General features: G+C 65.1%; 13 protein-coding genes. 7 read left to right on the top strand and 6 right to left on the bottom strand.

What is annotated here, in order from left to right; translation table 11 throughout:
• The first annotated feature begins 108 nt into the window (after positions 1 to 108).
• The 5 genes from rlmN to JQ641_RS02835 all read left to right on the top strand — a co-directional run bounded on the left by rlmN (position 109) and on the right by JQ641_RS02835 (position 6,143).
• Entirely contained in the window at positions 109 to 1,326 is a 1,218-nt protein-coding gene (gene rlmN, locus JQ641_RS02855) for a dual-specificity RNA methyltransferase RlmN (protein WP_211994336.1), read from the top strand.
• Positions 1,327 to 1,486: 160 nt separating this feature from the next.
• Positions 1,487 to 1,978 (top strand): hypothetical protein, encoded by a 492-nt coding sequence (locus tag JQ641_RS02850; protein WP_211994335.1) that lies wholly within the window; start codon positions 1,487 to 1,489, stop codon positions 1,976 to 1,978.
• 39 nt (positions 1,979 to 2,017) lie between these two features.
• Positions 2,018 to 2,773 (top strand): phosphatase PAP2 family protein, encoded by a 756-nt coding sequence (locus tag JQ641_RS02845; RefSeq protein ID WP_211994334.1) that lies wholly within the window; start codon positions 2,018 to 2,020, stop codon positions 2,771 to 2,773.
• Positions 2,774 to 2,891: 118 nt separating this feature from the next.
• A complete protein-coding gene (gene argG / locus JQ641_RS02840) occupies positions 2,892 to 4,229 on the top strand; it encodes an argininosuccinate synthase (RefSeq protein WP_211994333.1) in 1,338 nt (445 codons plus the stop codon).
• 156 nt (positions 4,230 to 4,385) lie between these two features.
• The gene (locus JQ641_RS02835; protein WP_502754927.1) at positions 4,386 to 6,143 is read left to right on the top strand and encodes an alkaline phosphatase; all 1,758 of its coding nucleotides are present in this window, start codon (positions 4,386 to 4,388) and stop codon (positions 6,141 to 6,143) included.
• Between the two features lie 113 nt (positions 6,144 to 6,256).
• Here the strand turns inward: JQ641_RS02835 and JQ641_RS38635 are convergent, their stop codons facing one another.
• Positions 6,257 to 7,237 (bottom strand): OmpA family protein, encoded by a 981-nt coding sequence (locus JQ641_RS38635; protein WP_349628486.1) that lies wholly within the window; start codon positions 7,235 to 7,237, stop codon positions 6,257 to 6,259.
• Positions 7,238 to 7,305: 68 nt separating this feature from the next.
• Here JQ641_RS38635 and JQ641_RS38630 point away from each other — a divergent pair, with 68 nt between their 5' ends.
• Both JQ641_RS38630 and JQ641_RS38625 read left to right on the top strand, forming a co-directional pair.
• Complete coding sequence (locus JQ641_RS38630; protein ID WP_349628485.1) at positions 7,306 to 7,731, top strand: hypothetical protein; 426 nt, start codon at positions 7,306 to 7,308, stop codon at positions 7,729 to 7,731.
• A gap of 71 nt (positions 7,732 to 7,802) precedes the next feature.
• On the top strand, positions 7,803 to 8,456 hold the full coding sequence (locus JQ641_RS38625) for a hypothetical protein (RefSeq protein ID WP_349628484.1): 654 nt from the start codon (positions 7,803 to 7,805) through the stop codon (positions 8,454 to 8,456).
• A gap of 115 nt (positions 8,457 to 8,571) precedes the next feature.
• Here JQ641_RS38625 and JQ641_RS02825 read toward each other — a convergent pair whose 3' ends face one another.
• The 5 genes from JQ641_RS02825 to JQ641_RS02805 form a co-directional block, all read right to left on the bottom strand.
• Complete coding sequence (locus JQ641_RS02825) at positions 8,572 to 8,808, bottom strand: hypothetical protein (protein ID WP_211994330.1); 237 nt, start codon at positions 8,806 to 8,808, stop codon at positions 8,572 to 8,574.
• On the bottom strand, positions 8,809 to 9,294 hold the full coding sequence (locus JQ641_RS02820; RefSeq protein WP_211994329.1) for a pyridoxamine 5'-phosphate oxidase family protein: 486 nt from the start codon (positions 9,292 to 9,294) through the stop codon (positions 8,809 to 8,811).
• A gap of 93 nt (positions 9,295 to 9,387) precedes the next feature.
• Positions 9,388 to 9,774 (bottom strand): VOC family protein, encoded by a 387-nt coding sequence (locus tag JQ641_RS02815; protein ID WP_211994328.1) that lies wholly within the window; start codon positions 9,772 to 9,774, stop codon positions 9,388 to 9,390.
• Positions 9,775 to 9,805: 31 nt separating this feature from the next.
• Entirely contained in the window at positions 9,806 to 10,633 is an 828-nt protein-coding gene (locus JQ641_RS02810) for an FkbM family methyltransferase (protein ID WP_211994327.1), read from the bottom strand.
• Between the two features lie 194 nt (positions 10,634 to 10,827).
• Complete coding sequence (locus JQ641_RS02805) at positions 10,828 to 12,879, bottom strand: ABC transporter ATP-binding protein/permease (protein ID WP_211994326.1); 2,052 nt, start codon at positions 12,877 to 12,879, stop codon at positions 10,828 to 10,830.
• Positions 12,880 to 12,889: the final 10 nt, after the last annotated feature.

Here is a 12,889-nt window from a genome sequence, read left to right as displayed (position 1 = left end):
GCTACCTTGTAGGGTGGGCAAAGGCGCATCGCGCCGTGCCTACCATTAACGCTTGCGGTGGGCACGCTTCGCTTTGCCCACCCTACGTATCCCAAGAACAGAAACACGATGACCGTCGCTTCAATCGAGAGCAGTTCCTCGGCTCAGGCTCCCCTCGAAAAGATTCCGCTCGAAACCTATGTGCCGCCGGCCAAACCATCGCTGATCGGCCTCTCTCGCGCTGAGATCGCCGACCGGCTCGGCGAGATCGGCGTGCTGCCCGCGCAGCGCAAGATGCGCACCCAGCAGCTCTGGCACTGGATGTATGTCCGCGGCGCCAAAGATTTCGACGCGATGACCAGCATCTCCAAGGAAATGCGCGCCCAACTGGTGCAGCATTTTACCGTCGATCGTCCCGAAGTGGTCGCCGAGCAGGTCTCCAACGACGGCACCCGCAAATGGCTGCTGCGGCTGCCGAGCGGCAATGCCCTCGAGAAGGCGCATGAAGTCGAGTGCGTCTATATCCCCGAAACCGATCGCGGCACGCTGTGCGTTTCTTCGCAGGTCGGCTGCACGCTGACCTGTTCGTTCTGCCACACCGGCACGCAGCGGCTGGTGCGCAATCTCACCGCCGGCGAAATCGTCGGCCAGATCATGGTGGCGCGCGACCGCCTCAACGACTGGGCCGATCGCGAGACCCCGACCGGCAGCCGCCTCGTCACCAATGTGGTGATGATGGGGATGGGCGAGCCCTTGTACAATTTCGACGCGGTGCGCGATGCGCTGCTGATCGTGGCCGACAATGAAGGCATCGGCATTTCCCGCCGCCGCATCACGCTGTCGACCTCGGGCGTAGTGCCGAACATCGTCCGTGCCGGCGACGAAATGGGCGTCATGCTGGCGATCTCGCTGCACGCGGTGCGCGACGAATTGCGCAACGAGCTGGTGCCGCTCAACCGCAAATACCCGATCGCCGAATTGCTGCAGGCCTGCCGCGATTATCCGGGCTCGTCCAACGCGCGCCGCATCACCTTCGAATATGTGATGCTCAAGGGCGTCAACGATTCCATGGACGACGCCAAGCTCCTGGTGAAAATGCTCAAGGGGATTCCGGCCAAGATCAATCTCATTCCGTTCAACCCGTGGCCGGGCACCAAATACGAATGCTCGGACTGGGACCAGATCGAAAAATTCTCCGAGTATATTTTCAACGCCGGCTATTCCTCGCCGGTGCGCACGCCGCGCGGCCGCGACATCCTCGCCGCCTGCGGCCAGTTGAAATCGGAAACCGAAAAACTGTCCGCGCGCGAGCGTCAGGCGCTGCGCGCGATGGCGATGACGGATTGAGTTGATCAACGTAACTATTCGTCATGGCCGGGCTTGTCCCGGCCATCCACGTCTTAACGTGGTCTCAGCGAAGCAAGACGTGGATGGCCGGGACAAGCCCGGGCATGACGGTGGAGAGGTTCGTGACCGAGCAGCGACGCAATGACGGTGGACTAATCCAATGGCGCTGATCGGCCGCTTCTTCGTCATCCTGTTCGGATTCCTGTTCGCCTGCCTGGCGGCGGGGATGATCGTGGTCGGTGCGGTGCTGTATCCCGAATTCAGCGATCTCGGCGCAGGGCCGATCGATCAGGGCGCGATCAATGTGGTGCTCGGATTCGGCTTCATCTTCATCTCGGGTTTTGCGCTGTTGCCGGCGCTGATCGTGGTTCTGATCACGGAAGCGTTTCATGTCCGGGGCGTGCTGACCTACGCGATCGGCGGCGCGCTCGTCGGCTGCGCCTGCTATCTCGGTCTGGTCCCGTTCGATCCCGAAACGATGCGCTTTGACGGCATCGTCCGCCGCCATCTCGAAATCATGACCGGGGCGGGCATCGTCGCGGGCCTGGTCTACTGGATGATCGCCGGGCGCACCGCCGGCGCATGGCGCGAACCGCCGAAACCCTTGCGGCCGCCACCGCCGCTGCCGGCGCATTCACGGCCGCATCCGTGAGCCTTTTCAAGACCCATCCCCTCGGCTAAACACCGCGCCATGAACCGGACCGGACTTTTCATCGCGCTGGGGCTGGCGCTCGTCATCGGACTGCTGTTCGGGATTTTTCCCGAACTCGATCTCAAACTGGCGGCGCTGTTCTACGATCCCGCGACCCATTCGTTTCCGTTGAAGCAGAGCTGGATCGCGGGCATCGCCCGCGACGCCGCGATGTGGATCGCGTGGGCGCTCGCATTGCCGTCGCTCGCGGCCATCGTGGTGAAGATGGTGCGGCCGGATTTGCCGATGTTCATTCGCGCGCGTACCGCCGTATTCCTGCTGAGCACGATTTTGCTGTCTGCGGTCGTTCTCACCAACCTCACCTTCAAGACCTATTGGGGCCGGCCGCGGCCGGTGGTGGTCACGCAATTCAATGGGCCGCAGGAGTTCGTGCCGTATTGGGATCCGCGCGGCACGTGCGGACGCAACTGCTCGTTCTTCTCCGGCGAGGGCGCCACCGCGTTCTGGGCTTACGCGCCCGCGGCGCTGACGCCGCCGGCATGGCGACCCCTGGCCTATGTGGCGGCGACCCTGTTCGGTATCACGACCTCTGTGCTGCGGATGGCGTTTGGCGGGCATTTTTTCACCGATGTGGCGGCCGCCGGCCTGGTGAGCTTTCTGGTGATCTGGCTGGCCCATGGCTGGCTATACCGCTGGCCGTCGACCCGGGCCTCGGATGCGGCCGTCGAGGCCGCGCTGACTCGCCTGGCCCGGCCCTGGAACCGTCTGGCCAAGGGCTCGCGCCAGCCGGGCTGAGCCATCCCGGCCGGCAGCCGCCCGGTGCTATTAAACACGTGCCGACAAGCGCAAAGTTTGATATTCGCGCACCCAAAGCCGCACCCGACCTCAGCCATTTCGACCGATTGGAAGCACGATGAGCACGATCCTGAAGAGCCTGCCCAAAGGGGAAAAAGTCGGCATCGCTTTTTCAGGCGGCCTCGACACCTCGGCGGCGCTGGTGTGGATGAAGCAAAAGGGCGCACGCGTCTTTGCCTATACCGCCAACCTCGCCCAGCCTGACGAGGCCGACTACGAGGAGATTCCGCGCAAGGCGCTCGAATTCGGCGCCGAAAAAGCCCGCCTGGTGGATTGCCGCACGCAACTGGTGCACGAAGGCATCGCCGCCATCCAGTCCGGCGCCTTCCACGTCTCGACCGGCGGCAACACCTATTTCAACACCACGCCGCTTGGTCGCGCGGTGACCGGCACGATGCTGGTCGCGGCGATGAAGGAGGACGGCGTCAACATCTGGGGCGATGGCTCCACCTACAAGGGCAATGATATCGAGCGGTTCTATCGCTACGGCCTTTTGACCAATCCGAGCTTGCGGATTTACAAGCCCTGGCTCGACCAGCAGTTCATCGACGAACTCGGCGGCCGCGCGGAAATGTCAGCGTTCATGACCGCCAACGGCTTTGCCTACAAGATGAGCGCCGAAAAGGCTTACTCGACCGACAGCAACATTCTGGGTGCCACCCACGAGGCCAAGGATCTCGAGAGCCTCGGCACCGGCATCAAGATCGTCAATCCGATCATGGGCGTGCCGTTCTGGCGCGACGACTGTGCCGTCAAGGCCGAAAAGGTCGTCGTGCGTTTTGCGGAAGGCCAGCCCGTCGCGCTGAACGGCCAGACCTTCGCCGATCCGCTGGCGCTGTTCCTCGAGGCCAACGCCATCGGCGGCCGGCACGGCCTTGGCATGAGCGACCAGATCGAGAACCGGATCATCGAGGCCAAGAGCCGCGGCATCTATGAGGCGCCCGGCATGGCGCTGCTGCACATCGCCTATGAGCGCCTGGTCACCGGCATCCACAACGAAGACACCATCGAGCAATACCGGATCAGCGGCATGCGCCTCGGCCGGTTGCTCTACCAGGGGCGGTGGTTCGATTCCCAGGCCCTGATGCTGCGCGAGACCGCCCAGCGCTGGGTGGCGCGCGCCGTTACCGGCGAGGTCACGCTCGAGCTGCGCCGTGGCAACGATTACTCGCTGCTCAACACCGAAAGCCCGAACCTGACCTATCAGCCGGAGCGGCTGAGCATGGAGAAGGTGGAAGATGCGGCGTTCACGCCGGCGGACCGTATCGGCCAGCTGACCATGCGCAATCTCGACATCACGGATACCCGCGCCAAGCTGAAGCTCTATTCGGACACCGGCCTGCTTTCGAGCGGCGATGGCTCCGAGATCTTCAAGCTCGGCAACGACAAGAGCTGAATCCGCGAGGCCAGACTGTATTTGGCACCTCTGCAACTCTGCGGGCCGCCGTTACATAGCTGTCATCCGGGGTGGATAGAACGGGTCACCTTCACTTCTTGCTGAGCAATGGCTGTCGCTGTCCCGCCGGCAAGCACGCGCGGAGCCGAGATCTTGATCAAGCCAGTCACCGTCATCACCCTCGCCGCCGTGCTCTCGGCATCGCCGGTCGTTGCCCAAACAGTCTATCCGATCGACCGCGCCGAAATCCTCTCCGGCGCGCGGTTCGACTTCAAGGTCGAATTTCCTGATCGGGTCGACCAGTCGAAACTGAAGGTAACGGTCAACGGCGAGGACCATGCCGCCGTGTTCGGCCGGGCCGCAACGTTTATCGAGCGTGAGGACGACAGGGATCAATCCGCGCTGATGCTCCGCGATGTCGAGCTGGCAAAGCCCGGGCCGGTCTTTGTCGAGGTCAGTGACGGCACGAAGAGCCGCAAGGTGACGTGGACGGTCTACGACACCGGGCCGCGCAAGGCGAAGAACGTGATCCTGTTCATCGGCGACGGGATGTCGCCCGCCCATCGCGTCGGGGCGCGGCTGCTTTCCAAGGGCATTGCGGAGGGCAAGAGCCTCGGCAAGCTTGCGATGGACGACATGCCGCATACGGCGCTGGTGGCGACCGCCGGCTCGGATTCGATCATCACCGATTCGGCAAACTCGGCCAGCGCCTATTCCACCGGCCACAAGAGCGCGGTCAACGCGATGGGCGTCTATGCCGACCGCACCAGAGACGCGTTCGACGATCCCAAGGTCGAAACCGTCACGAGCCTTGCCAGGCGCCGGCTCAAGATGAGCATCGGTCTCGTGACCTCCACCGAAATCCAGGACGCCACGCCGGCGGCGATGGTGGCGCATACGCGCCGCCGGGCTGCCTATGACGAGATTACCGAGCAGCTTTTCGCGGCGAGGCCCGACGTGTTGCTGGGCGGCGGCAGCGCAAACTTCCTGCCGAAGTCGGCGGCCGGATCCAAGCGCAAGGACGAGGTCGATTATATCGCCCGGTTCCGCGAGGCCGGCTATGCCCTGGCGACGACTGCAGGCGAACTCAATGCGCTGGCGGCCAAACCCGAGACGCGCCAGTTGCTCGGGCTGTTCGCTACGGGAAACATGGACGGGGCGCTCGATCGCAAATTCCTCAAGGGCGGCGGCGTCAAGAAATTTCCTGAGCAGCCCGACCTGACCGAGCAGCTCCAGGCTGCGCTGAACGTGCTGTCGAAGAACGAGGCCGGCTTCTTCCTGATGGTGGAATCCGGATTGATCGACAAGTACGCGCATGCGCTCGACTTCGACCGCGCCGTCTACGACACCATCATGCTCGACAATGCGGTGCGCCTCGCCCGCGACTGGGCGAGCAAGCGCGGCGACGACACCCTGATCCTGGTGACGCCGGACCATAACCACCCCAACGCACTGGTCGGCACCATCAATCACGACATGGGCACGACGTCGGAAGCGCCGATGCGCGAGCGCGTCGGCGTCTACGAAAAGGCCGGCTTCCCGAATTACCCGGCGCCCGATGCCGACGGCTATCCCTCGCGCGTCGACGTCAGCCGGCGGCTCGCCATCTTCTCGGCCAGCCTGCCCGACCATTACGAGACCTTCCGCCCCAAACTCGACGGCCCGAACGACCCGACCATGAAGGGAGACGATGACGGAACCTTCAAGGCCAACGAAAAGTACAAGGGCGTTCCCGGCGCCGTGCTGCGGCCCGGCAATCTGCCGGCGATGATGAACGCCAGCGTGCATTCCGGCGAAGACGTCATCCTGACCGCGACCGGGCCCGGCAGCGACCGGGTCAAGGGTTCGATGGACAATACGGAAGTCTTCCGCGTGATGGTCGACGCGCTGGGGCTCGCCGCGGCTAAACCGTAGTAGAACTCTCATCGTCGTCCCTGCGAACGCAGGGACGACGGGTGGGATGAAAGCGCACCAAACAAAAATGGCCGGGATTGCTCCCGGCCATTTTCATTTCAAAGCGATCAGCCTCAGCGCCGCGGCGGCGCGGTGCCGGGCGGGGGCGGCGGCAGTGAAGCCTGCCCGCCGTTGAGCAGCGGCGTGATGTTGCGGATGGTAACGCGCCGATTGATCTCGCTCGGTCCGTCCACCGGGTCCTTCGGATACTGCTCGCCATAACCCTGCGAGGTCAGGTTCTCCGCCGGCACGTTGAACTGCTGCGTCAGCAGCGTTGCGGCGGATTCGGCGCGGCGGTCCGACAGCGAGAGATTGTCGACGTCGGAGCCCACCTTGTCGGTGTGCCCTTCGATCAGGAACACGGCGCGCGGGTTGGCCTGGATCGCCTGGTTGAGGCCGTCGGCGATCACCTGCAGCTTCGTGGCCTGGTCCGGCGGGATCTCCCACGAACCGGTCGCGAAGTTGATCGAGTTGACGTCGATGCTCGGCATCTGCATCCGCACATTGGGGCTGTAGCGGATTTCGTCGAGCGAGTAGCGCCGGTTGATCCGTTGCACCGGCGGCGCCCTCAGCGTCTCGTAGATCACTTCCGGGGACGCTTCGTCGGCGCTGACGATGTAGCGATCGTAGGGCATGCTGACCACCGGCGGCGGAAGGTCGACATAGAAGCCGCCGACGGCTTGCGGATCGCGGTAGCTGTTGTCGATGATGATGATCTCGCGGCCACGGTCGTCGCGGCGGATGCGGCGCAGCAGCCGCCCGTCAGCGCCGACCACGGTGATGATCCGGCTGCCGTCCGGCCGGATCACGACGGTGCGGGTTTCGCCGCCGACGGTCTCGGTCTGGATGTCGCGCGCACCATAACGGAAGCGATTGAAATCGTTGCCGCGAACGTACTGCTGCCCGCTCGGGTCGCGGATGATGATCCGGTCCGGCTCGGTGTAGATGGTGCGACCGCCTTCGACGGTTTCTCGCCGCTGGCTGTGCATGTTGGCGATGGTCGCGCCGACCACGGCGCCGGCGACGACCCCCGCACCGATCGCGAGCGGCGTCATGTTTTCACGCCGCGGCGGTGGCGGCGGCGGCAGTTGCGTTGTGATCGTGGGTGCAGCCCGGAACGCCGGTGCAACCGTCGGCGGAGCGTTTTGCGATCTGCCGGGCGGTGCTGTTGCGGCTGCCGAGCCGGGAACGACACTCGGTGCCGCGACGCCGGCGGGAGGCGCAGGCGGAATGGCCGGGCGACCCTGCTGACCGGGCGTCGGAGACGTCGGCGCGCCAGCGGCCGGCGCTCCGGCTGACGGAGGTGCGCCCGCAGGCGGCGTCGTTCCGGCAGCGGGCGGTGCGCCAGCAGGCGGTGTCGTTCCGGCAGCCGGCGGTGCGCCGGCTGGCTGACCGGGGCGTGACGGCTGGCCACCCGGAGGTGTCGTCGTCGCGCCACCCGCGGCGGGCGGCGCTGTTGCGCCAGGACGCGAGGGCGCTGTCGGTGCTGCGCCGGCAGGAGGCGTCGAAGGCGTTGCAGCGGCCGGAGGCGTGGTCGGCGATGGTGTAGCGGTCGGCGTTGCCGTGGGGGCTGCGCTCGGCGCTCCCGGCACACGCTTGGTGCCAGCCGGAGGCGCGCCCGTGCCGGGGCGCGGTGGCGCGCCCGGAGGTGTCGTCGTTGTGCTGCCTGCAGCGGGCGGCGATGCGGTCGGCGCAGGCGTCGTGGTTGCCGCCGGCGGAGGCGGCGTACGCGCGGGCGGAGTTGCAGCAGGCGGCGGCGTTGGTGTGGTACGCGCGGGCGGAGCCGCAGCCGGCGGCGGCGTTGGTGTCGGACGTGGAGGCGGCGCAGCGGCGGGCGGTGCCGGCGGAGCAGGTGGCTTCGGCGCAGCGGCCGGTGGCGGCGCGGGAGGAGGTGTCGGCCGCGGCGGCGGCGCGGCAGCGGGCGGTGCCGGCGGCGGTGCGGGACGCGGCGGAGGAGCCGCAGCAGGCGGCGGAGGTGTCGGGCGCGGAGGCGGAGCCGCAGCCGGTGGCGGCGCGGGCGGTGTCGGTGGCTTCGCGGCCGGCGGCGGCGCGCCCTTTGGCGGCGCCTTGGGCTTTCCGTCGGGACCAAGCTCTTCCCTGGCCTGTGCGACGACCAGTGGCGCGGTTTGCGCGTGCGATGCGGATGTCGCGATCTGCGTCACCGTCAGAGCGGTCGTGGCAAGCAGCACGATGCGAAGGTTTGTCATGATGTTCTTGGTCCCTGGAAAGGTTCTGGCAGCAGAGGAATCGTTTGGCGGGTCGATCAACGGCTAATCGTTAGGCCGGATTGTGGCGGGCTGGAAAGCGCGAATGCCTTTTATTTCGAGGGCGCAACAGGTTGCATGCGCAATTGTTCATTGCGTATTCAGGCGACGCTTTCAAATCGAAGTCAAATTGCTCCCTGTGGCCGATCTGTGGCCGGATTGGGCGTCGAGGGCCCGTTCGGCCCGCGCACCGGCAGTTCATCCGGCGTCTTGCCCGGCAGTTCCTGCGGCGGCGGCGGAGCGCCCGGCTCGCGCATCGGTGGCGGCACCTCCGGACGGGGGTTGCCCGGAGGATCTTCGCGCGGTGGCTCGGTTGGTTTTCCCGGCGTCGGCGGCGGGATTTCGGGAGGTTCGATCGGCATCTACATCGCGACCTTGCGATTGTCGCCGATCTCGGGCCGCGTCCCGGTCACCGCGGCGGCGGCCATCTTCACGTAGCTGATGACGGTGCCCGGTGAATCCCAGAACTCGGCATCGTCGGGCGTAATCTTCAACACGCGGATGTTGGGGTCCTCAGCCGAATCCCACCAGGCTTTCGCCTCCGTCGAGAACAACTGCTTGATCTTGGCGCGGTCGTTCGAGACGACAGCCGTGCCCGTCACCGAGACATACTTCTGATCGCTGGCGTCCGCGAACGACAGGTTGATGCCGGGATTTTTGGCGATCTCTTCGTCCTTGTGGCGCCGCGCGTCGGTCAGGAAATAAACCGCATTGTTGTCGCGATCCAGATACGCGCTCATCGGCCGCGCGCGGAGTTTGTCACCGTCGCGGGTGACCAGCATCGCAAAGCTGATCTTCCGCATCAGCTCCCAGGCGCGATCGACATCGCGCGCATTATCATTGGCCATATTTCGCTCCATTACTGCCTTGGCGATAACGGAACTGATGCTGTGATGTTCCCGACGTAATCGGAAGGGAACCGCCTCATCCCGGTGCGTCAGTCACCCCGGCGTGTGGCAGACCGCCTCGATGTTGTGGCCGTCGGGGTCGAGCACGAAGGCGCCGTAATAGTTCGGGTGATAATGCGCGCGAATTCCAGGCGGGCCGTTGTCGCGCCCGCCGGCAGCCATGGCGGCGTTGTAGAACGCATCCACGGTGGCGCGGTCCTTGGCAAGGATCGCGACATGCAGCGGCTTGTTCAAGCCGCCTTCGCCGCCGATCCAGAAATCCGGCTTGCCGCCAGCGCCAAAGCCGGCGGCGGGATCATGGCCGGTCTGATCCTGCGTCACTTCCATGACCAGCGCATAGTCGAGCGGCGCCAGCGCCTTCACATAGAACGCCTTGGCGCGTTCATAATCCGAAACCGGAAAACCGATATGGTCGATCATCGAACTCTCCCTTGGTTAGAAGATGGTCGGTTCAGCCGCGCACCAGCAGCGTATTGCTGCGGGTCTTGCCGGTTTCGGCATAGCCACGCGCGCGCATGTCGGCGATGCAGTCATTCTGCCATTCATTCGATGACAGATGTTCGATCACGACCGCGCGGGGCCACAGCGCCTGCGGGGCTTCCTTGAAGAAGCCGGTCAACACGCGGTCCTCAAAACCTTCGACGTCGATCTTCAGCGCATCGACATGCGAGACACCTGCTTCATCGAGGATACGCTGCAGCCGCAGCGAGGGCACCTTGATCGCCTTGCTCGAGGCCTGCCCCGACACGATGTGGCTTGCGCCGAGATTGTCGCCATCGGTCTCGATCATCAGCTCGCCATCGGCGGGACCGGCGGCCGCGGCCACCAGTCTGGTCTGGGCAAAGCCGGAGGCGGTGTTGTTGAAGGCGAGCCTTGCATGGGTGACCGGATGCGGCTCGATCGCGATCACCCTGCCGCTGGCGCCGACATGGCGCGCGAGCGCCAGCGCATAGGTGCCGACATTGGCGCCGACATCGACGAATACGCCGCCTCCAGGGGCGTGCGCGCGCAAAAAATCCAGCTCCTCGATGTTGTAGTCCGGATTGAACAGCGCGCCGCGCTCGGTGGCGCTGGCCTGGTGATAGAAACGAAACGATGCGCCCTGGTATTGCACGTCCACCGGCCCCGCGCGCAGCACATTGACCAGCCGCGACAGCATCGGCCGGAACGCGCCGCGCTTCAGCCGCGAGCGGTGGGCCAGCGCAATGATCGCGGCCTGCGCAGCATTCGGTGCGAACGCGCCGAACGGCGCGGGCGTGGGGTCGTTGTCGGGCTTCAAACTGATATCCTCGATGGAAAGCGGCGCATGCATAGCGACTTTTAGCGAGGACTCCAACCGCTAGCGTCGTCCCGGCGAAGGCCGGGACCCATAACCACAGGGCGTTGTGAGTTAAGGAAGTCGCCGACCACCGCCTTTAACAAGCACGGCCGCGGCGTATGGGTCCCGGCCTTCGCCGGGACGACATTTAGTTTTCACGCCGCCTTTTTTGCCGGCGGCTTGCGTTGGCGCAAGAAGCGGCCGAGCAGGCGGCGTTTGCCCTTGCGCGGGATCAGATCGACGTCGCTGACGAGTTTGGCGCCGCCCTTGCGCCGTTCCAGCACGATCTTGCGGCTATGGAAGGCTTCCAGCTCGGCGCGATGGGCGACGCTGACGATAGTTGCTTTCGGTAGCTCCTTGATGACGATCTCCATCATCTTGTCCTGGCTCTTCTCGTCGAGCGCGGAGGTCGCTTCGTCCAGCACCACGATGTCGGGGTTGTGCAGCAGCAGCCGCGCGAACGCCAGCCGCTGCTTTTCGCCGCCCGACAAAGTCTGGTCCCACGGCGCCTCTTCCTCGATCTTCTCCTTGAGATGGTCGAGGCCGACCTTGTGCAGGGCTTCGCAGAATTGTTCGGACCTCCAGTCCTCGGCGGCGCCGGGATAGGCGATCGCGCGGCGCAGCGTGCCGGTGGGGATGTACGGCCTCTGCGGCAGCATGAAGAGCCGGCGGTCAGGATGGAAATTGACGCTGCCGCCGCCCCATGGCCACAGCCCCGCAATCGCGCGCACCAAGGTGCTTTTGCCGGTGCCGGATTCGCCGGCCACCAACAACCGTTCGCCGGGTTCAATCACGACTTCGGTCTCGCCGACCACGGCGGTGCCGTCGTCGAGCGTTACCGAAAAATCGTTGAGGCTGAGCATGGCCTCGCCCTCGGTCTCGCCGCGCTTGATGCGGCCGAATCCGTCGCCGCGTTCGGCCCGCTCCAGCCCGTCGAGCGACATCATCAGCGAGGCGATCCGGCGCGCGCAGGCGTTCCAGTCGGCAAGGCGCGGATAATTGTCGACCAGCCAGCCGAACGCGGTCTGCACGATGGTGAAGGCAGAGGCCGCCTGCATCACCTGTCCGAGCGTCATGCTGCCGTCGAGGAATTTCGGCGCGCACAGCAATAGCGGCACCACGGGCGCAATCAGTCCCGACCCCTGCGACACCAGCGTGGTGCGCATGTGCTGGCGGGCGAGCTGCGACCATTGCCGCAGCACATTGGAGAAGTTCTTGTCGAGACCGTCGCGTTCTTCCTCCTCGCCGCCGAGCAACGCGATGCTCTCGCCGTTCTCGCGCACCCTCGTCAGCGTGTAGCGGAATTCGGCCTCGGCCTGGTTCTTGTCCTCGGACACCTGCACGAAGCGGCGGCCGATGGCCATGATCGAGCCGGAGGCGATCGCGGCGTAGACGACCGCGGCAATGACGAGAAAGCCGGGTATCGTTACAACAGATCCGCCGAGCGTCACCGTCAGCGCGCCGCCGATGGTCCAGAGCACCACGATGAAGGTTGCGGCGGAGAGGAAGGCCGAGGTGACGCCGGCGACGAAATCCACCGGCGAGTCGGTGGCGATCCGCAGATCCTCGGCGATGCGGTGTTCCGGATTCTTGTGGTCGCCGCCGACGAGGTTGAGCTGGTAATAGCGGCCGCTGGTCAGCCAGCGCGTCATGACAGAGCTGGTCAGCCACCCCCGCCAGCGCCGCTGGATACCCATCCGTGCGAACACCTGCGCGACGCCGAGCAGCACGCTGCCGATCGCAAGCGGGAAGAACACCGCGGAGAGATAGAAGACGGTGGCGGATTCGCGCTTCTCGATGGCATCGAAGATCGCCCGGTTCCAGACATTGATGCCGTACTGGAATCCGACATTGACGACGATCAGGATCAACAGCCCGATCGAAAACACCCATGCCAGCCGGTCGCCGCCTCTGCCCCAATAGCCGCGCGCGCTGATCCAGAATCGCGTCAGCAGATAATCCTTACGCGCCTGCTCGGCCTCCTCCGGCGACAATTCCGGGTCGGGCTCGACCACCTCCGGCGGCGGCGGGTCGACTTGATCGCCGTCTTCCGCGACCACATCGATAATCTCGGCCTTTTCCTCCGATGGCGCTTCGGAAGCGGCTTCTTTCTTGGAAGGCGATTTCTTCGAGGAATCGGATTTCTTCGAGGAAGGCTCGGACTTTACGGCGGGCTTCGCATCGGACTTACTATCAGTCTTGGCCATGGCCCGATAA

Origin of the sequence: Bradyrhizobium sp. JYMT SZCCT0180, assembly GCF_018130165.1 — a bacterium.
Classification (GTDB): domain Bacteria; phylum Pseudomonadota; class Alphaproteobacteria; order Rhizobiales; family Xanthobacteraceae; genus Bradyrhizobium.
This window is presented reverse-complemented; position numbering and strand designations above follow the sequence as displayed.